Annotated in this window: 24 protein-coding genes, 1 tRNA gene and 1 pseudogene; 18 read left to right on the forward strand and 8 right to left on the reverse strand. The window is 67.3% G+C overall.

Annotation, left to right across the window (positions count from 1 at the left end; genetic code table 11):
- Positions 1-4: 4 nt before the first annotated feature.
- The 3 genes and pseudogenes from ACJ512_RS24475 to ACJ512_RS24485 all read left to right on the forward strand — a co-directional run.
- Positions 5-829 (forward strand): LLM class F420-dependent oxidoreductase, encoded by an 825-nt coding sequence (locus ACJ512_RS24475; protein ID WP_407685022.1) that lies wholly within the window; start codon positions 5-7, stop codon positions 827-829.
- Positions 830-1,128: 299 nt separating this feature from the next.
- Positions 1,129-1,530, forward strand: coding sequence for an MmpS family transport accessory protein (locus ACJ512_RS24480; protein ID WP_407685021.1), 402 nt, complete (start codon positions 1,129-1,131; stop codon positions 1,528-1,530).
- A 33-nt stretch (positions 1,531-1,563) separates the two neighbouring features.
- Positions 1,564-1,758: pseudogene (locus ACJ512_RS24485) on the forward strand (MMPL family transporter); the annotation flags it as partial.
- A 15-nt stretch (positions 1,759-1,773) separates the two neighbouring features.
- Here the strand turns inward: ACJ512_RS24485 and ACJ512_RS24490 are convergent.
- The gene (locus tag ACJ512_RS24490) at positions 1,774-2,940 is read right to left on the reverse strand and encodes a CapA family protein (protein WP_407685020.1); all 1,167 of its coding nucleotides are present in this window, start codon (positions 2,938-2,940) and stop codon (positions 1,774-1,776) included.
- 273 nt (positions 2,941-3,213) lie between these two features.
- Here ACJ512_RS24490 and ACJ512_RS24495 point away from each other — a divergent pair, with 273 nt between their 5' ends.
- The 4 genes from ACJ512_RS24495 (at position 3,214) to ACJ512_RS24510 (ending at position 6,117) form a co-directional block, all read left to right on the forward strand.
- Positions 3,214-4,554, forward strand: coding sequence for a phosphoribosyltransferase family protein (locus tag ACJ512_RS24495; protein WP_407685102.1), 1,341 nt, complete (start codon positions 3,214-3,216; stop codon positions 4,552-4,554).
- Positions 4,555-4,696: 142 nt separating this feature from the next.
- Positions 4,697-5,008, forward strand: coding sequence for a hypothetical protein (locus tag ACJ512_RS24500; protein ID WP_407685019.1), 312 nt, complete (start codon positions 4,697-4,699; stop codon positions 5,006-5,008).
- 84 nt (positions 5,009-5,092) lie between these two features.
- A complete protein-coding gene (locus ACJ512_RS24505) occupies positions 5,093-5,518 on the forward strand; it encodes a hypothetical protein (protein WP_407685018.1) in 426 nt (141 codons plus the stop codon).
- Between the two features lie 158 nt (positions 5,519-5,676).
- Complete coding sequence (locus ACJ512_RS24510) at positions 5,677-6,117, forward strand: Hsp20/alpha crystallin family protein (RefSeq protein ID WP_407685017.1); 441 nt, start codon at positions 5,677-5,679, stop codon at positions 6,115-6,117.
- Position 6,118: 1 nt separating this feature from the next.
- Here the strand turns inward: ACJ512_RS24510 and ACJ512_RS24515 are convergent, their stop codons facing one another.
- Positions 6,119-7,036, reverse strand: a complete 918-nt coding sequence (locus ACJ512_RS24515; RefSeq protein WP_407685016.1) for a ribose-phosphate diphosphokinase — start codon at positions 7,034-7,036, stop codon at positions 6,119-6,121.
- 252 nt (positions 7,037-7,288) lie between these two features.
- On the opposite strand from ACJ512_RS24515, the gene ACJ512_RS24520 reads away from it, so the two are divergent.
- The 11 genes from ACJ512_RS24520 (at position 7,289) to ACJ512_RS24570 (ending at position 11,891) form a co-directional block, all read left to right on the forward strand.
- Positions 7,289-7,741: a DUF5709 domain-containing protein gene (locus tag ACJ512_RS24520; protein WP_407685015.1), complete on the forward strand. Its 453-nt coding sequence runs from the start codon at positions 7,289-7,291 to the stop codon at positions 7,739-7,741.
- Positions 7,742-7,760: 19 nt separating this feature from the next.
- Positions 7,761-7,976: a hypothetical protein gene (locus tag ACJ512_RS24525; protein WP_407685014.1), complete on the forward strand. Its 216-nt coding sequence runs from the start codon at positions 7,761-7,763 to the stop codon at positions 7,974-7,976.
- Positions 7,977-8,047: 71 nt separating this feature from the next.
- Positions 8,048-8,170 carry a hypothetical protein gene (locus tag ACJ512_RS24530; RefSeq protein WP_407685013.1) on the forward strand — a complete coding sequence of 41 codons (123 nt, stop codon included), beginning with the start codon at positions 8,048-8,050 and terminating at the stop codon, positions 8,168-8,170.
- Between the two features lie 111 nt (positions 8,171-8,281).
- A tRNA-Arg gene (locus tag ACJ512_RS24535) sits at positions 8,282-8,357 on the forward strand.
- Positions 8,358-8,433: 76 nt separating this feature from the next.
- Positions 8,434-8,967, forward strand: a complete 534-nt coding sequence (locus ACJ512_RS24540) for a hypothetical protein (RefSeq protein WP_407689724.1) — start codon at positions 8,434-8,436, stop codon at positions 8,965-8,967.
- Positions 8,952-9,260, forward strand: a complete 309-nt coding sequence (locus tag ACJ512_RS24545) for a hypothetical protein (RefSeq protein WP_461479839.1) — start codon at positions 8,952-8,954, stop codon at positions 9,258-9,260. The genes ACJ512_RS24540 and ACJ512_RS24545 overlap by 16 nt, the downstream gene beginning before the upstream one ends.
- Positions 9,257-9,583: a hypothetical protein gene (locus tag ACJ512_RS24550; protein WP_407689722.1), complete on the forward strand. Its 327-nt coding sequence runs from the start codon at positions 9,257-9,259 to the stop codon at positions 9,581-9,583. The genes ACJ512_RS24545 and ACJ512_RS24550 overlap by 4 nt, the downstream gene beginning before the upstream one ends.
- A 52-nt stretch (positions 9,584-9,635) precedes the next feature.
- Positions 9,636-9,977 (forward strand): hypothetical protein, encoded by a 342-nt coding sequence (locus ACJ512_RS24555; RefSeq protein ID WP_407689721.1) that lies wholly within the window; start codon positions 9,636-9,638, stop codon positions 9,975-9,977.
- Positions 9,974-10,408 (forward strand): hypothetical protein, encoded by a 435-nt coding sequence (locus ACJ512_RS24560; RefSeq protein WP_407689720.1) that lies wholly within the window; start codon positions 9,974-9,976, stop codon positions 10,406-10,408. The genes ACJ512_RS24555 and ACJ512_RS24560 overlap by 4 nt, the downstream gene beginning before the upstream one ends.
- A 10-nt stretch (positions 10,409-10,418) precedes the next feature.
- The gene (locus tag ACJ512_RS24565) at positions 10,419-10,703 is read left to right on the forward strand and encodes a hypothetical protein (protein WP_461479840.1); all 285 of its coding nucleotides are present in this window, start codon (positions 10,419-10,421) and stop codon (positions 10,701-10,703) included.
- Between the two features lie 18 nt (positions 10,704-10,721).
- Complete coding sequence (locus ACJ512_RS24570) at positions 10,722-11,891, forward strand: hemin-binding protein (protein WP_407689718.1); 1,170 nt, start codon at positions 10,722-10,724, stop codon at positions 11,889-11,891.
- On the opposite strand, the gene ACJ512_RS24575 is transcribed toward ACJ512_RS24570, so the two are convergent.
- From ACJ512_RS24575 to ACJ512_RS24600, 6 genes are all read right to left on the reverse strand, one after another.
- Positions 11,892-12,734: an arsenate reductase/protein-tyrosine-phosphatase family protein gene (locus ACJ512_RS24575; protein WP_461479841.1), complete on the reverse strand. Its 843-nt coding sequence runs from the start codon at positions 12,732-12,734 to the stop codon at positions 11,892-11,894.
- 59 nt (positions 12,735-12,793) lie between these two features.
- Complete coding sequence (locus ACJ512_RS24580) at positions 12,794-13,081, reverse strand: hypothetical protein (RefSeq protein ID WP_461479842.1); 288 nt, start codon at positions 13,079-13,081, stop codon at positions 12,794-12,796.
- A 70-nt stretch (positions 13,082-13,151) separates the two neighbouring features.
- Positions 13,152-13,691: a hypothetical protein gene (locus ACJ512_RS24585; protein ID WP_461479843.1), complete on the reverse strand. Its 540-nt coding sequence runs from the start codon at positions 13,689-13,691 to the stop codon at positions 13,152-13,154.
- Positions 13,692-13,909: 218 nt separating this feature from the next.
- Positions 13,910-14,266: an HNH endonuclease gene (locus tag ACJ512_RS24590; protein ID WP_461479844.1), complete on the reverse strand. Its 357-nt coding sequence runs from the start codon at positions 14,264-14,266 to the stop codon at positions 13,910-13,912.
- A gap of 131 nt (positions 14,267-14,397) precedes the next feature.
- Positions 14,398-14,577: a hypothetical protein gene (locus ACJ512_RS24595; RefSeq protein ID WP_407689370.1), complete on the reverse strand. Its 180-nt coding sequence runs from the start codon at positions 14,575-14,577 to the stop codon at positions 14,398-14,400.
- Complete coding sequence (locus ACJ512_RS24600) at positions 14,567-15,415, reverse strand: hypothetical protein (protein WP_461479845.1); 849 nt, start codon at positions 15,413-15,415, stop codon at positions 14,567-14,569. Before ACJ512_RS24600 ends, ACJ512_RS24595 begins: the two co-directional genes overlap by 11 nt.
- Positions 15,416-15,441: the final 26 nt, after the last annotated feature.

The following is a 15,441-nucleotide window of genomic DNA, read 5'->3' on the forward strand; positions in this document are numbered from 1 at the left end:
GAGGTTGTTGGTGGCCAAGGATTTTCGTTTCGGGATGAGCCTGCGCTTCTTCAAGTCACGCGAGAGGTTGCAGGAGAAGGTGAAGCGCGCCGAGGATTTCGGCTTCGACGTGCTGTGCGTGCCCGACCATATCGGTGCGGCGGCACCGTTCCCGACGCTGACCGCGGCGGCGATGATCACGACGCGGATGCGGATGAGCATGTACGTGCTCAATGCGGCCTTCTACAAACCGGCCCTGCTCAGCAGGGACCTTCAGGCCCTCGACGTGCTCAGCGACGGCCGCCTCGAGGTCGGGCTGGGCACCGGCTACGTCCGCGAGGAGTTCGAGGCGGCCGAACTGCCGTACCCGAGCGCCGGCGCCCGGGTCGACCACCTCGAGCACATGACGACCTACCTCGAGGAGCACCACCCGAACATGCCGATCCTGATCGCCGGCAACGGCGACAGGGTGCTGACGATTGCCGCCCGGCACGCCACCATCATCGGCCTGACCGGTTCCCGGGTTCGTGACGTCGACGACCCACTGGCCGAGCGGGTCGAGTTCGTGCGCAGCGCCGCCGGTGACCGGTTCGACTCGCTGGAGCTCAACCTGGCCATCACCGCCGTGCCCACCGACGGGTCCCGCATGCCCGACCTGACGATGACCCGCATGTACGCCTCGGAGCTCTCCGACGACGAACTGCTGTCGATGCCCTCGGTGCTCAGCGGGACCCCGCGCGAGATGGCCGACACGTTGCGCGGGTACCGCGATAAGTACGGCATCACGTCATTCACGGTGCAGGACAACCACATCGACAACTTCTCGAAGGTGATCACCGAGTTGCGCTGACCCGGTCAACGCCGACGATCCGGCGGCAGGCCGAAATCCTTCGCGTGCGGAATACCGCACGAGGTTCCCCTTCGCACGGCGCTCCGGCGCCCGCGACCTGACGAATCGGCACGCCCGCGTGTGCCGATGAGCCAGTCGCCGCATGTTTGACGGCCAACTTTTCGGGCAGGCTAGCGCTGGCGCACGCGCCGATTACTACACAGCCGGACTGTTACCTGGAGGAAGCGACCGCGTCGACGGTTGTCGAACAACCGAAGGCTGAGGGGATTTCGATGATGGGGCTGGTCAAACGAGCGTAGGTGCCGTTGGTCATCGTCGTCGTCCTCGCGGTGACCGGCCTGTCGGTTTCGCGGTTGCGCGGCGAATTCGGTACGCACCAAAAGCCGTCGGCGGGCAAGGCGGCCGAGGTCATCGAGCCGGTAGTCCACAAACAGGTGACCTACGAGATATTCGGCCCGGCCACCACCGCTGCGCGCATCGACTATCTCGATGCGGAGGCGCAGCCCCGCCAGGTCAAGGTACGGACTCTGCCGTGGTCGTACACGATAACCACGCGGTTGCCGGCGGTCTATGCCAACGTCGTGGCGCAGGGCGACAGCCACGACATCGGGTGCCGCATCGTGGTCGACGGCGAAGTCCGCGACCAACAATCGACCGACGGGGTGCACGCGCAAACATCCTGTCTGGTCAAGGCCGCATGACGATCAAAGAAAAGCTGAAGGAGTCGGTACCGCCTGTCCCGGGACCACGGCGACGTACAACACGTCCAGGACCTCTGGGGCGATCCGGTCACGCAGGCGGGTGGCCAGAGCACCGACGGCAAGGCCACGTACGTGCAGTTGAACCTCGCCGGCGGCCAGGGCGGGACCGCCGCGAACGAGGCGCTCGCCGGGGTCCGCAAAATCGTCTCGAGTGTTCCACCACCGTCCGGGGTGCCGATCGTCTCAGTCGCCAACGCCCGCCCGCGTCGCCAGATGCCGCTTGTCGCTGCGACCCGGCGCGACCTGCAGCAGCCCGTCGGGCCCCAAAGCGACACGGGTGCCGAAACAGCGGCCGGTCTGCCCCATGGTGGTGCGCAGCCATTCGGCGTCTTCGTGCGAGGCCCGTTCGAGGCGCATCCGCCGCACGCGCAGCGGAATCATCTTCAGCGAGACCAGTTCACCGCTGACCGCGTCGGTGCTGGCCAGATAGAGCAGTCGGAGGTCGCCGCGGAACGACTCGTGGCCCCGGATGCCTTCGTAGTCGTCGATGACGTCGCCGCATCCGTACAGGATCGGCCTGCCGCGGTAGATCTCGATCGGCCGGGGATGGTGCGAGGAGTGTCCGTGCACGATATCGATGCCGGCGTCGATCAGCCGGTGCGCGAACTCGATTTCGCTCGGCGTCATCGCGTAGCCCCAATTGGATCCCCAGTGCACCGAGACGATCGCGACGTCGCCGTCGCGTCTGTGGGCCAGGACCTCGCCCGCCACCTCCTCGGCGGCATCCCGCAGCGCCGTGTCCGCGATCAGCCACACCCCCGGCCGATCTGGTTGCGCCGCCCAGCTTTTGGGCACACCGGCCGACGTCACCGCCACCGAGCCGACGAGCACGCGGTGCCCGCCGCGGCCTGCCAGCACCGCCGGGCGCCGCGCGGCGAGCACGTCGGCGCCCGCCCCGACGGCCTGGATCCGCGCCCCGGTCAGGGCCGCGACGGTGTCGGCAAGCCCCTGGTAGCCGAAATCGAGAATGTGGTTGTTGGCCAGGGCGCACACGTCGGGCCGCAACGCCGTCAGCGCGGGCAGGTTGTCCGGGTGCATGCGGTAACAGACCGTTTTGCCCTCGGCGAACCGGCCGCCGGCGGTGATCGTCGTCTCGAGGTTGATCAGCCGGACATCGGGTGCGGCCTCGTCGAGCAGCGCCAGCACCTCGCCCCACGGCCAGTTCCAGTGCACGGGGCGCGGTATCGGCCCGTGCGCGTAATCGGCCAGCCGTATGTAGCCGCGCGCGTCGCGCAGGTGCGGCTCGTGCAACTGCGGGTCACCGGGTCGGGGCAGAACCTGGTCGACGCCCCGCCCGAGCATCACGTCGCCGCCCAGCAGCACGGTCACCACGTCGGAATCACCGGCCATACTTTCCACCCACCACAGTCGATCGCTGCAACATATCGACGTCACCATCGCACCTCGCAGGTCCGGCCGGGAGGGGCTGAAAGTCCCGTGACAGTGCGCCCAAGGTCATCCGCCGCGGGTGGCGGCCGCGCGCCGGGGCGTTGGTCCCCCCGAAAGTGGGGCCTAACGGCCCTTCGGCGCGCCGACCCGCCGCGACAAACTCGATGCATGAACGAATCGGACGGCGATGGCGGGCGTCTGCTGAGCGGACGGCTGGGCGCGTTGCGCGGTGGTATGCGGCTGTTCGACGATCGCGTCGACGCCGGGCGGCATCTGGCCGAGCGCCTGGAACCGTTGCGCGGCCGGGACATCGTCGTGCTGGGACTGCCGCGCGGTGGGGTGCCGGTGGCCTTCGAGGTCGCCCGGGCGCTCAATGCGCCCCTGGACGTGCTGGTGGTGCGCAAGCTGGGGGTGCCGTATCAACCCGAACTGGCCTTCGGAGCCATCGGCGAGGGCGGCATCCGGGTGATCAACGACGCCGTGGTGGCCGAAGCCGACCTCGCCGAGGACGAGATGGCCGCCGTGGAGGCGCGCCAACGCACCGAGCTGGAGCGCCGCTCGGAACGCTTCCGGCGCGGCCACGCCCGCATCCCGGTGGCCGGGCGGATCGCGGTGATCGTCGACGACGGCGTGGCGACCGGCGCCACCGCCAAGGCCGCCTGCGAGGTGGCGCGCGCCCAGGGTGCGAACCGGGTGGTCCTGGCGGTGCCGATCGGCGGGCGCGACATCTTCGCCAGATTCTCCAGATACGCAGACGACGTGGTCTGCCTGCACACCCCGGAGTTCTTCTTCGCGGTCGGCCAGGGCTACTGCAACTTCACCCAGACCTCCGACGACGAGGTTATCGCCTTGCTCGACCGTGCCCGGGAAGGCTTCCGTGAGCCCACGGTCGGCGCCGCCGACGACGACGACCCGCCGATACGCGACGAGGAGGTGCAGGTGAGCGCCGGACCGGTGTCGGTGGCCGGGCACCTGACGGTCCCGGAGCGGCCGGTCGGCATCGTGGTGTTCGCCCACGGCAGCGGCAGCAGCCGCCACAGCCCGCGCAACCGCTACGTGGCGGAGGTCTTGAACGCGGCGGGCCTTGCGACCCTGCTGTTCGACCTGCTCACCCCCGAGGAGGAACGCAATCGCGCCAACGTGTTCGACATCGGGCTGCTGGCACGCCGCCTGGTCGACGTGACCGGCTGGCTGGCCGGCCAGCCCGACACCGCGGCGCTGCCGGTCGGCTACTTCGGCGCGAGCACCGGAGCGGGCGCGGCCCTGGTCGCCGCCGCCGATCCCCGGGTGAACGTGGCGGCGGTGGTCTCCCGCGGCGGGCGACCGGACCTCGCGGGTGACGCACTGACCGACGTCCTTGCCCCGACGCTGCTGATCGTCGGCGGGCGTGATGACGTGGTGCTGGAGCTCAACCGGCACGCCCGGGCCATGATCCCCGGCGTTTGCGAGCTCGCCGTCGTTCCCGGCGCCACCCACCTCTTCGAGGAACCCGGCACGCTCGAGCAGGTCGCGGCGCTGGCCCGGGACTGGTTCATCGAACACCTGAGCCGCGTGGCCGCGCCCGCGAATCCCTGACCGCGATGAAAAACCATGGCGCACAGTTTGTCTGGAGTGTTGCCGCGGGCCGACGGCGGCGAGCTCGCGGTTCGACACGGGGGCGACCACCGGCCACGGCGGCATTCCCCGGGCCGGGCCCGACGAGAGTAGCGTGGTCCGGGTGACCAGGATGACCGTGACCATCCCAGCAGAAGTCGACGCCGGAGAGCTCGAACGCGAACTGGTCACCGCGGTCGCCAACAGGCTCCGCGACAACCACGGGTACCGGTTGGCGGCGGAGAACCCGCTGGATGCCTCGGCAGCCCGGACCGAGTATCCGATGGATCCCGCCGGCAAGGTCGTCGTCGACAAGAAGCCGGGTGCGCTGAAGGTCAAGCTGCGCGGCCTGGAGGTCGACGCGCACGACCTGTTCACCGGGATCAGCAGTGAGCTGGAGCTGCGCCACGACGGGCTGCGCACCGAGATCGGCTGACCGGCCGGCGGTTTGCGCACCGGGACGTAGAACGTGACCTTCGACCCTGGTCGCGGCCGGTCCGGTCTGCGCAGACTGCACACTATGACCGCATCTGAGAGCACTACGCAGACTTGGCGCGACGTGGCCGGCCAGCTCACCGCGGCGCAGATCGCCCAGCTGGAGCGCCTCGAACACGACGAGCCGCACACGCTGCTGGAGATGGCGCGGCAGTGGGCGGCCGACAACGAGACCGCGGCCTCACCGTTGGACCAGGTGGCACCGCCCACGGGCGCCGTGCGCATGTTCGGCTGGCAACGTGACGGCAACTGGTTCCGCGACTTCAAGGGCACCATGCGCCGAGGGGGGCTGGCCCGCGTGGAGATCTGCGGCCGGCAGGAGGCCGACGGCTCGACGCGGCGGTGGATCACCATGCACACCCGCCACCTGGACGCGCTCGACGCGCCGGCGGCCCGGGAACTGGCGGCCGCACTGAACGAGGCAGCCGACGAACTGGAATGGCTCGCCTGATCCGAGACCCGCTACCGGCCGGCGGGCCGAAGACACTGGGCGCCAGCCCGTCCGGGCCGAATTGCGGCCGCGGAGGGGACTTCGGTCCCTACCGGCTGACGGCACGTCGTCCAAGGATCGATGGCACGTCAACAGCAAACCGAAACCGAGGAGGGGTCGTGAACGATCTCCCTGCCCGAAACCAACCGCGCTCGTGGCTGCCGGACTGGTCCGATTTCTGGTCGGAGCTGCGCACCGGCATGCCGTCGTGGGCGGGCCTGCGCTCCGGCCACCTGATCCGGCTCGAGGAAGAGCTGGAGGACGGCCACTACCTGTTGCACGCCGAACTGCCCGGCATCGACCCGGCCAAGGACATCGACATCACCGTGCACCACGGCCAGCTGACGATCAAGGCGGAGCGAACCGAGAAGAAGGAGGCCAAGGGCCGCTCGGAGTTCTGCTACGGCTCGCTCACCCGGTCGATCACCTTGCCGGCCGGCGCGGATGAGGACGCCATCAAAGCCACCTACGACAAGGGCATCCTGACCGTGGACGTCGCCGTCCCCGAGCAGAAAGCCGCGGCGTCGGCCGAGAAGCACATCACGGTGCAAACCGGCTGAATCAACGTAGCGGCTTGTCGGCGTGCAAACACGCGATGGCGTCGGCGATCGTCGGCGCCAACGACGTGATCTCGATCGTCGCGCCGGTGTTCTTGACCGCCACGCTGTCGGTGACCAGCACGCGGCGCAGACCGAGTTGCTGGAGCCGGTCGGCGGCGGCGTGGACGAAAAGCCCGTGCGTGGCGGCGACGACGATGTCCGGTGCGGCGCCCCGCGCGCGCAGCAACTCGACGGCGGCTTCGATGGTGGCCCCGGTGGTGATCATGTCGTCGACGATCACCGCCGGGCGGCCGCGCACGTCACCGGCGACGTCCAGGGCGGCAACGGCCGAGCCGGCTTCGCGCTGTTTGCGCACCACGGCCACGGGTCCGCGCAGCACCGCCGCGTACCGCTCGGCCAGCTTGACCGCACCCAGGTCGGGGGCAACCACCACCGTGCCGTCGGGCAGGTGGCCGGCCAGCGCGCCGGCCAGGGCGGGGACGGCCGACAGTGTTTCCGCCGGGATCCGGCACACCGCTTCCAGGGACGGGGTGTGCGGATCGACGACGACGAGCCGGTCGGCGCCCGCGGCGGCGATCGCGCCGGCGACCACGGCCGAGCCGAGGGCCTGCCCCGGCGCGGTGCGGCGATCCTGGCGCGCGTAGCCGAAGTACGGCACCACCGCGGTCACCCGTCCTGCGCGCGACCGGCGGCACGCGTCGACCAGCAACAGCAATTCGACCAGATGCTCGTTGACCGGCGGTGACGTCGGCTGGACGATGTAAACGTCTGCGCCGCACACATTTTCAATCTGGGGACGTAGCTCTCCGTCGGCGAACCGCTGCAGCGTGCACCCGTCGGCATCGATACCCAGGTGGTTGGCGACGGCTTGCGCCAGGCCCGGGTTCGCGCTGCCGGGCACGATTCGCAAAACGGTCATCGGGCATCCCTTCCTCGCCGTCCGTGTCCGTACCCGGGTGGGTCGACATCAACCATCGCACCGCCCAGGTCGGGGGCCGAGGGGCCGAAAGTCCCTTGTCAGCCGCACGACGTCACGCCAGACCGCCCCACCGTTGACTGGTCCAACGGCTTCGACCCAAGGGACGAATGGCCCTAGGCCCGGCGACATCGCGATTTCTATGGTGAGTCAAGGCGAATAACCACCGACCAGCGAGGATCTGGACAGTCGACAATGAGCACTCATTATGAAACCGGCCCGGCGCCAGGCGAATACAGCGCCGAGGACGACAACCAGCTCCAGCCGGAGGACACCCTCGTCGACCGCGGTGTCGACGATGTGCTCGACGAGGGCTACTCGCCGCCCGAACACCCTTACGGACGCGGCGCCTTCGGCCCCGGCGAGAGCATGGATCAGCTCCTCGCCGAGGAAGAACCGGATCCGGCCTCACGGGTCGACCTGCTGCTCGACGAGGCGGAGCGGCAGCGCTCCGATGACGCCGAGCGCGATGCCGAATTCCCCCAGCGGCGCGAAGTCGGTCGCGAGCGGGCCGGCCGGCTCGTAGCACCGGACCACGGCTTCGGCGCAGACACCGAGTCGGACATGGTTGCCGAAGACGTCGGCATCAGCGGCGGCGCGGCATCGGCCGAGGAAGCCGCGATGCACATCATCGAAGAGACGGACTGATGCAAAGGGCGCTCCCGCTATGAAGCTGTGGGTACAGATCAAGGGTCGCGACGAGGACGCCGAGTTCCCCGACGTCGACTACGAGATACTGAATGGCGGAGTCCTGATGATCAGCAGCGGCAACGACATTCGCCTCTACAGCCCTCACCACTGGCAAGAGGTGATGATCGACACCAGCCCCACGGCGCAGCGGGACGAGCCTGCGCCGCCGAACGACGACATCAAATGGCAGTAGCCGCCGCGGCGCGGTGATCACCGGCGACACCGCGCCCATCACGGTCGGCGCACACGGAAAGGGCTGCTCGAGTGGATCCCGATCCCGACTACGACGCCTCTGACGAGATCGAGTACGCGGTGGACTGGTTCGCCTGGATGCTGCGCGGTGGTTGTCCCCCGCCGGCCTACCCGCCGGCCTACCCGCCGGTGTGAGCGGCGCGTCTCGGGCCTTGGGACGGATGGGGGCTAGACTCACATCCGCCCCATCCGGACGGCGATTCGACCGTCCGAAGCGGCACCAGGACGTCTGAGAATGCCGTCCGCGCCCTCGTAGCTCAGGGGATAGAGCACGGCTCTCCTAAAGCCGGTGTCGCAGGTTCGAATCCTGCCGGGGGCACCATCTGACCAGCGCAGATGCAATCCCGCGCAATATTCGCGCAACATCGGCGTGGCTCCGAGCAGAACGGAGCCCGTATATGACGACCTCACCATCCCGCGACAGCTTGTCGGTGCCTGGAGTGACGGTGGACTTCCCCACGCAGGAAGGCACCACCATGACAGCCACCACAACCAACCCGCACCCGGTCGACTCCGAAACCCGCGCATGCTGCGGCGGCATCGGCCGGCATGTCCCCGACTGCCCCGAGATGGCCGCCGTCCCGATGCCTGCCGGCGCCTCCCGAGTGTTCAACTGGGAGTCGGCCGAGGTCACCGGGCGCCAGCTGCCGTCCCGCATCTTCGACGGCACAGTCCGCCGCGTCGAGCGCCTGCGCGGCGACCCGATCGAGGTGCGCATCGAGGGCACCCAACTCGCGAATGGATTCCCGGAGCGTTTGGTGCGTTGCCAGATCCGCGAAGGCGACGACGTTCTCACGACCGCCCAGGCCCGCAAACTCGCCGAAGCACTCGCTGACGCGGCAGCCGAGGTTGACCAGATGAACGAATTTGACTCGGCGATCGTGGCCTTTTCAGAAGCCGCCGACGTGATCGACGGGTGGGTGAAGTCATGACTACCACCACACCAAACAGGTCCCCTAACGTCGCGCTGCCAGTCGGCACGGTAGAAGCTGACCGATGGGAAGACATCGACGCCCAGCCGTGGCGCACGGTCACATTCCTGCGCCACCAGGTCACCGACAGCGACGCCCGCGCGTCGATGAATGCCTGCCAGCACGCCGATGGGCGCATCGATGAGTACGAGGTAGTCGTGATCGGTGACCACCTCAACAGCGACCAGGCCCGCGAGCTGGCCGCCGTGCTGCTCGAAGCTGCCGCCGAGATAGACCGGCAGGTGACACGATGAGCACGAGCACCAACCCGCGGCCCGAGGTTGCACTGCCGCCTGGCGCAGTCACCGACGACGACGCTTGGGCATCCTGGGACAACGAGTGTCGCTGCTTCCGCGGCCCTGATCGCGCCGTGCTGAATGGCGCCGCCGAAGTGATCGCCGAAGTACGCACCTGCGGAGTGCAACTCGCGGATGGCAGCGTCGACAACGGCCAGGACGCGCCGACGATCGACGTTCATTTCCACCACGGCTCTGAACTATCGGCCGATCAGGCCCAAGAGCTGGCTCGAGCGTTGCTCAACGCGGCGGCCGAAGTGCAACGGTGGGTCCGTGGTTAGCCACGCGTGTCCGCGCTGTGGCTATGAGTCGCGCTGTTCGCGCGGCGGCTGGGTGGACCGTCACCCGGCCGCCGTCGCGGTCATCGCGTTGCCGACCATGTACACCCTCGTCGGTGTGATCTTGGCCTTCCCGTGGTTCTTCATCCCGCTGCTGATCGTCGCCGCGGCCGGCTGGGTCGACCGCAGGAATCGGAAGCGGGCAGCCATCGCGGCCCGAGCCGACTGGGAACACCGCACACTGATGGCCCGGGCCATCTTCGCTCCGCACCCGCTGCTACCGGCGCCGCTCAACCCACCGCCGAAGCCGCGGACGGCTCCGGTATCGGTGCGGCACGTCCTGACCGATTGGCCGACCACCCCGATGCTCACCAGGCCGATACGGACCAGACGATGACCGGCCGCACCTTTCAACGGGAACGGCTGTTTTCGCCGCGAGCGAATACCTGCAGAGAGACACTGCCTGCTTATCGGGCTTCCAAGCGGACTGAGCAACATCTTGGAGAGAAGATGAAACGACTATTCGTCGCCGCAGCAATAACCGCCTGCGCAGCCTTCGGCGCCACGCCCGCAGCACACGCGGATCCGCCGCCACCTTGGCAGGACCCCCATATCCCGGACCGGCAGCACGGCAACTGCGCCGGCGGCCAGGGCGGCGCGTTCGGATTCGGATGGTGCGACGGCGCGCCCTACCCAGACGGCACCCGCTGGCATCAAATCCTCGGCACCGGCGGTTCGTGGGGTGGCGGGAACTGGGCGCACAAACCAGAATGCGTCAACCCTGACAACAGCCCCGCACCGCCGAGCGGCTGCGGCGGCAACGCCTGAACACGGCCGATTGGAGACCATGATGAAACGCATACTCGCCGCTGCTGCGCTTCTGCTGTCCGCCTACGGCTTCGGCGCGTTCGATCCCGCATCAGCCCACGCCGAACCAGGCTGCCAACCATTCGGCGGTCCCGGCTGCTGCCAGTTCCTCGGCCAGAACTACACCGTGTACTACCCGTGCACGCAGTACCAGCCCTGGCTGCCCTACGGGACCGCGAACAACCCACCGCTGGGTGGGAGCGTGGCTGGGGATTGCTCACTGCCGATCAATGCGCACAATATCGGGTGCTCGTGACACGGACGGCTTAGGCGCATGTCTCGCATTTTCGATGACTTCGAACGGACAAATCTAGCACCCGCGTCCGACACCGAAAGCTCGTATCGCTTTCTCAACCGCGCAGCACGGCCCGACTGGGGATTGGTCCGCAACCTTATTGAGGACTGGTTCACTGAATATCCAGTGGCCGCGCAGGCGGATCTGCGAAGCCGATTCCAAGACGACGACAACATCCAACACATCGGCGCCTGGTGGGAGCTGTATACCTACACGCTGTTTCGCCGCCTCGGCTACCAAGTAGCTATCCACCCGGTACTGGAAAACACGAGCCGGCAACCAGACTTCCTGGTGATCCGTGACGGGGTCAGCATGTACGTCGAATGCGTTATTTTCCTATCAGGTCTTGGACCGGTGAAAGGCCAAGGCAGCGGCGAACGATCATGGATCTTTGAAGCCACAAATCAGGCTCGCGACCCAAACTTTATGGTGGACATCGAGATTCACCAAAGCGGAACGCAAAGACCTAAGGCGTCTGAGATTGTTCAGCCACTCGAATCCTGGCTTTCATCTCTGGACCCGGACGAAGTCGCAGAGCAGATCGACGCAGGGATGGGTATCCCAGCGTTAGTGCTCCGCGTGCGGGGATGGATCATCGAATACGGTGCATTTCCAGTGAAGCCCGAAAGTCGCGGGGAAACAAGCCGTCTCATCGGGAGTTATCCAATGACCGGAGGATCCATCAACAACGACACGGTCCGCTACCGTGACCTCGTCAGTCGCAAAGGCGGACACTATGGGCAGCCGGACAAGCCGTTGGTCGTCGCCGTCCTCAACACCTCAGGGTTCCTCGAGCAAGATGAAGTGGCCGAAGCGTTGTTCGGGTCACGAGCAATCGAATACTACGAAGGGCAACCCGAATCTGTGCGCGCCGTTCGCAGGCGCGACGGTTATTGGCGTCAAGGCCCCCCGAAACGCGGGGCGCGCGTTTCCGCGGTACTCGACGGTGAAAATATCTATCCTTGGCGCGTATCGGCGCAAATGCCGACTCTTTGGGTCAACCCATGGGCCGAAAGGTCGATCAATGCCACACTGCCGTTCGCCACTTTTACAGCGCGTGATACCGGCGAGGTTCACCAAACAAAAAGTGGCACTTCGGCTGGCGCTGTTTTCGATCTCAACACGGACTGGCCGGGATTCGGGCGCTGATCACGGGGCAGCGTAACTACACGTAGACATCGGAACCCCGTACCTAGCCGCCAGCAGCTCGCCGACCCGCTGATCGCATCCCGCGGCCACGATGTACAGCTCGAGGATTTCGCCCGAAGCGGCGCGCCACTCAACGCCGAGGTCATCGAACTTCGGCAACAGCGGGTCGCTGTACGGCACGGCCCCATTGAGGCGCACGCGGCCGGCGACGTAGGCCGGTTGCGCGGCCACGCCCAGGACCGACGCCCACCCTGCGACCTGGCTCTTGTACGCCGATGCCCGAGCCGATACCGCCGCCCAGGTTCGGTCCGCATAAACACCACAAATGCAACCCGGCGCTGGCGGCTGGTGCGCCGAGTCGCGGCGACACAGGGCTATCTGGGCTGCCTTCGACCACGATCCCGGCGCCACCGGATTCCGCAGCAGATCCTCGCCGGGGCGCACAATCCAAAAGCGCCAACCCTCGACGCTGTGTGTCCGCGCCAGGTGCTCATCCACCAGCCGATGCAGCGACGGCAGCGCGGCCGAGATGCGGTCGAACGCCTCGACGAAATCGCTTGCCGATGAAGGATTGCGGACCTCGACATAGTGCAGCCGGTCATCGGCGACGCCGTGCGCTTGGAGCTGGCCCACATGCTCACGACCGAGCGCGACCACCACGTCGGCGCCGAGCACCTGGGCGCCGATCGCCGCGGCCCGATGATCCGGCATCGGGTAGCCGCGCTCTACGAGCAGCCGCGCCGCGAGAGCATCCATACGGCCGCCGACAAGCGGGCACGTGCCGGCGCTGGACACCCGCACCGCGTCCGCCAAGCCGCGCTGCCGCAACTGCTCGGTGAACATGGCCGCGGCCAGCGGCGAACGCCCCCGGTTATAGCGGCAGACGAACGAAACGTGCACCGTCACTGCCAGTCCGCTGGCGAGTCGTCGTACCGTTCCGCGATTTCGATACGGTCGTTGGGATAGACGCGGTACGAACGCACCGACCGGTCCCGGAATATCTCAAGGTCTTTCGGCACCGGCACGCTGTGGCCGCCGAGCATCCACTTAGGCGCCGTCACCGGGTCGCCGGACTTCAGCCGCTCCTCAAACAGACGCTCAGCGTCCAAGGCGGCTTGGTCCTCAACCGAATCCCGCTGCGCCCGGTCCAACTCCACGTGAAGCAGGCCCCGGTCCGGCTGCGCCTCCATCTCACACTGGCGCCGCAGCACCTTCTCGAAAACTCCCGCAACGTGCACACCGAGCGCGCCGGTAGCACGCCTAGAACGCGCCATGCTGCCGACTCCATCTCGTCCGCGCCGCCCTCGAAGCCTTCTCCGACGCCCGCGACCGCGGCTGCGGCAAATCCGTCTCCACGTGACGCAACAACCGCGGCAAGCTGGCCTCCAACAGCCTGAGTTCGGCGGACAATTTCACGCGCACCTTGTCGTCATCACTCGCGCACCAGCGCCGCCACAAATCCACCTGCCGATCCACATTCCGAGCGATGGGCTCCAACACCGCCCGCTCGGCCGCCGACCAACTCAGCGGATCAACCAGCCCGCGATCCGCGCTGTTCTCGGCCAACTCCTCATCGAGCCAGCGCAGCAACTCCAACGCTTCGGCGCTATGGCCGCCCTCGGCGACTGGCGAAGTGACTGTGACAGTTCCGGTGTCACAGTTGTCACGGTCACTGTCACACTCACGGCGCGACCGCTGACGACGCGCCTGCTGCCGACACCGCGCCGAACAATACACAGCCCGAGCACCGCCAATGAACTTGTTTCCGCAGGTCGGACAGGTTGTCTTCTCTCCCGCCATCGTCAACTCCTTCCCCTGCTCAATCACGCGACTCGGAATCCGGCCCGTCGACTCCAATTCCGCCCGCTCGGCGCCACTACGCGATTCAGCCGGAATGCGTGCGGCCGTCCGAATTCGCAGAAAGCGAAGGCGCGGCGATATGCCCGGGGCCGGGGTGGTGGCACCCCCGTCTAGGCGTTTGAACTGCGGTGATGCTGCTGTAGCAAACACTTTCCCGTTCACGCTCGCTGTTTGTCGGTGGTGCGTGCTTTGTGGTCGTTGCATGGGGCACAGGCCCCGCGCAGGTTCGTCGGGTCGAGCGCGAGGTCTGGTCTGCGCGAGGCTGGTTGGATCTTGTCGACGGTGGTGGCCTTCCCGGTGCAGATCCCCGGGTAGTGGATTTGGCAGCGGTGGCCGTCGCGGTCGAGGATGTCGCGGCGGATGCGCTTCCATTGCGATGTTGAGGTGATCTGGCTGGACATGGTGCGCTCGGTCGGCCAGTTGCAGTTGTGGTCGTCGCAGTACTTCGTTCCGGCTGCGATCAGTGTGGTGCAGTTGCCGTTGTCGCCTGGGCAACGACGTGGTGCGCGTGGCATTAGGTCGTCATCTCCCTGGTTGGGGTTGGGCCGGCGGCGCGCGTGCTGGTGGTCGCGGGCGTGTCCACGGCGCCCAGGGTCCAGCGATGAGGAGATCGGAAGTGCAGCGCCGCCGACCCAAGCATTGCGGGTTACTTGCTTTCGAGCGCGATGACGCGGCGCTCGAGGTCGGCGAGCGCGTTGAAGATGGCGCGTAGTGCTGGCTCGGATGCGATGGGGCCTGCGGTTGTGGCGAAGCGGGCGGCCGCGACGACGTTCTTCGTCAGCGGCGGCAGGTCGCTCGGGCTGGAATCGAAAGCGTCAGCGGACATTGGTGGTTTCCTTTCGGGCGGTGATCTTGCGGATGACGCGGTCGTAGTCGCCCAGCGGTGCGTTGAGCGGGGCGGATCGGATGCCTTCAATGACTGTCGGGTTCGGGTTGGCGTCGCGGCGGCGCTGCTCGCGTTGCTGCTGCAATTCACGGAGCGTCGGTACCCACGGCTCGGCGGCGGATGTGACCAGCCACGCGAGCATCTGTGCGCTGTATTCGTGTTCGGGCCATGGTTCGAGCCGCGGTTGGCTGCCGTCGATGCGGATTGCAGCGGTGTGGTCGGGTCGCTGCCAGTCGGGCCAGACGGCGCTGATGTTGCGTAGGAACAACCTTGAGGCGTGGTCGTCGCCGCGGCCGTTGGCGCGGCGGGCGCCCATGTTGACATCCGCTGGGGCCAGGTACATGACTTCGCGTTGTGCGTCGCGTAGCGTGGCGTAGTCGTTTGCCAGCTCACCCAGGGTTTTCCATTGGGGGCCAGCGTCGTTGGCGACGGCTTCCTCGGGTGTCGTTGCGCCGCCGAGCTGGTCGACGATCGCCTTAGCGTCGTCGAGGAGTGCCATCAATTGGGTGTTCAGGTGTGTGAGTAGTGCGTCGATGTTCTGTACGGCGCAGGTGCGGGCGGCCGCGGTGGCGCGCTGTTGGACGTCGACCAGGATTGCGCGCTCTTGCTCAGCTATTGCGATGGCTGAGCGGTGTGCGAGGACGCGGCGCGGCCACTCGGTGAAGCTGCCGCCGTTCAGAGGGTCGTCTGCCGGGTCGATCGGCTCCGGCCGTGCTAGTTCGCTGATGAAGGTGCGGGCCTGGTCGGCGATATCCAGCGCGGTCCGGTAGCCGGGCAACTGATCGTAGGCGGCTGCAAGAAACT

The organism is Mycobacterium cajalii, assembly GCF_045809005.2.
Taxonomy (GTDB): Bacteria; Actinomycetota; Actinomycetes; order Mycobacteriales; family Mycobacteriaceae; genus Mycobacterium.

What these genes read in the sequence shown, in the direction of transcription:
- ACJ512_RS24520 (WP_407685015.1), top strand. Translation starts at nt 7,289, where the DNA reads ATGAGCACTCATTATGAAACCGGCCCGGCGCCAGGCGAATACAGCGCC.
- ACJ512_RS24540 (WP_407689724.1), top strand. Translation starts at nt 8,434, where the DNA reads ATGACGACCTCACCATCCCGCGACAGCTTGTCGGTGCCTGGAGTGACG.
- ACJ512_RS24590 (WP_461479844.1), bottom strand. Translation starts at nt 14,266, where the DNA reads ATGCCACGCGCACCACGTCGTTGCCCAGGCGACAACGGCAACTGCACC.
- ACJ512_RS24525 (WP_407685014.1), top strand. Translation starts at nt 7,761, where the DNA reads ATGAAGCTGTGGGTACAGATCAAGGGTCGCGACGAGGACGCCGAGTTC.
- ACJ512_RS24560 (WP_407689720.1), top strand. Translation starts at nt 9,974, where the DNA reads ATGACCGGCCGCACCTTTCAACGGGAACGGCTGTTTTCGCCGCGAGCG.
- ACJ512_RS24595 (WP_407689370.1), bottom strand. Translation starts at nt 14,577, where the DNA reads ATGTCCGCTGACGCTTTCGATTCCAGCCCGAGCGACCTGCCGCCGCTG.
- ACJ512_RS24505 (WP_407685018.1), top strand. Translation starts at nt 5,093, where the DNA reads ATGACCGCATCTGAGAGCACTACGCAGACTTGGCGCGACGTGGCCGGC.
- ACJ512_RS24580 (WP_461479842.1), bottom strand. Translation starts at nt 13,081, where the DNA reads ATGGAGGCGCAGCCGGACCGGGGCCTGCTTCACGTGGAGTTGGACCGG.
- ACJ512_RS24515 (WP_407685016.1), bottom strand. Translation starts at nt 7,036, where the DNA reads ATGACCGTTTTGCGAATCGTGCCCGGCAGCGCGAACCCGGGCCTGGCG.
- ACJ512_RS24575 (WP_461479841.1), bottom strand. Translation starts at nt 12,734, where the DNA reads ATGTTCACCGAGCAGTTGCGGCAGCGCGGCTTGGCGGACGCGGTGCGG.
- ACJ512_RS24550 (WP_407689722.1), top strand. Translation starts at nt 9,257, where the DNA reads ATGAGCACGAGCACCAACCCGCGGCCCGAGGTTGCACTGCCGCCTGGC.
- ACJ512_RS24490 (WP_407685020.1), bottom strand. Translation starts at nt 2,940, where the DNA reads ATGGCCGGTGATTCCGACGTGGTGACCGTGCTGCTGGGCGGCGACGTG.
- ACJ512_RS24495 (WP_407685102.1), top strand. Translation starts at nt 3,214, where the DNA reads ATGCGGCTGTTCGACGATCGCGTCGACGCCGGGCGGCATCTGGCCGAG.
- ACJ512_RS24585 (WP_461479843.1), bottom strand. Translation starts at nt 13,691, where the DNA reads ATGGCGGGAGAGAAGACAACCTGTCCGACCTGCGGAAACAAGTTCATT.
- ACJ512_RS24570 (WP_407689718.1), top strand. Translation starts at nt 10,722, where the DNA reads ATGTCTCGCATTTTCGATGACTTCGAACGGACAAATCTAGCACCCGCG.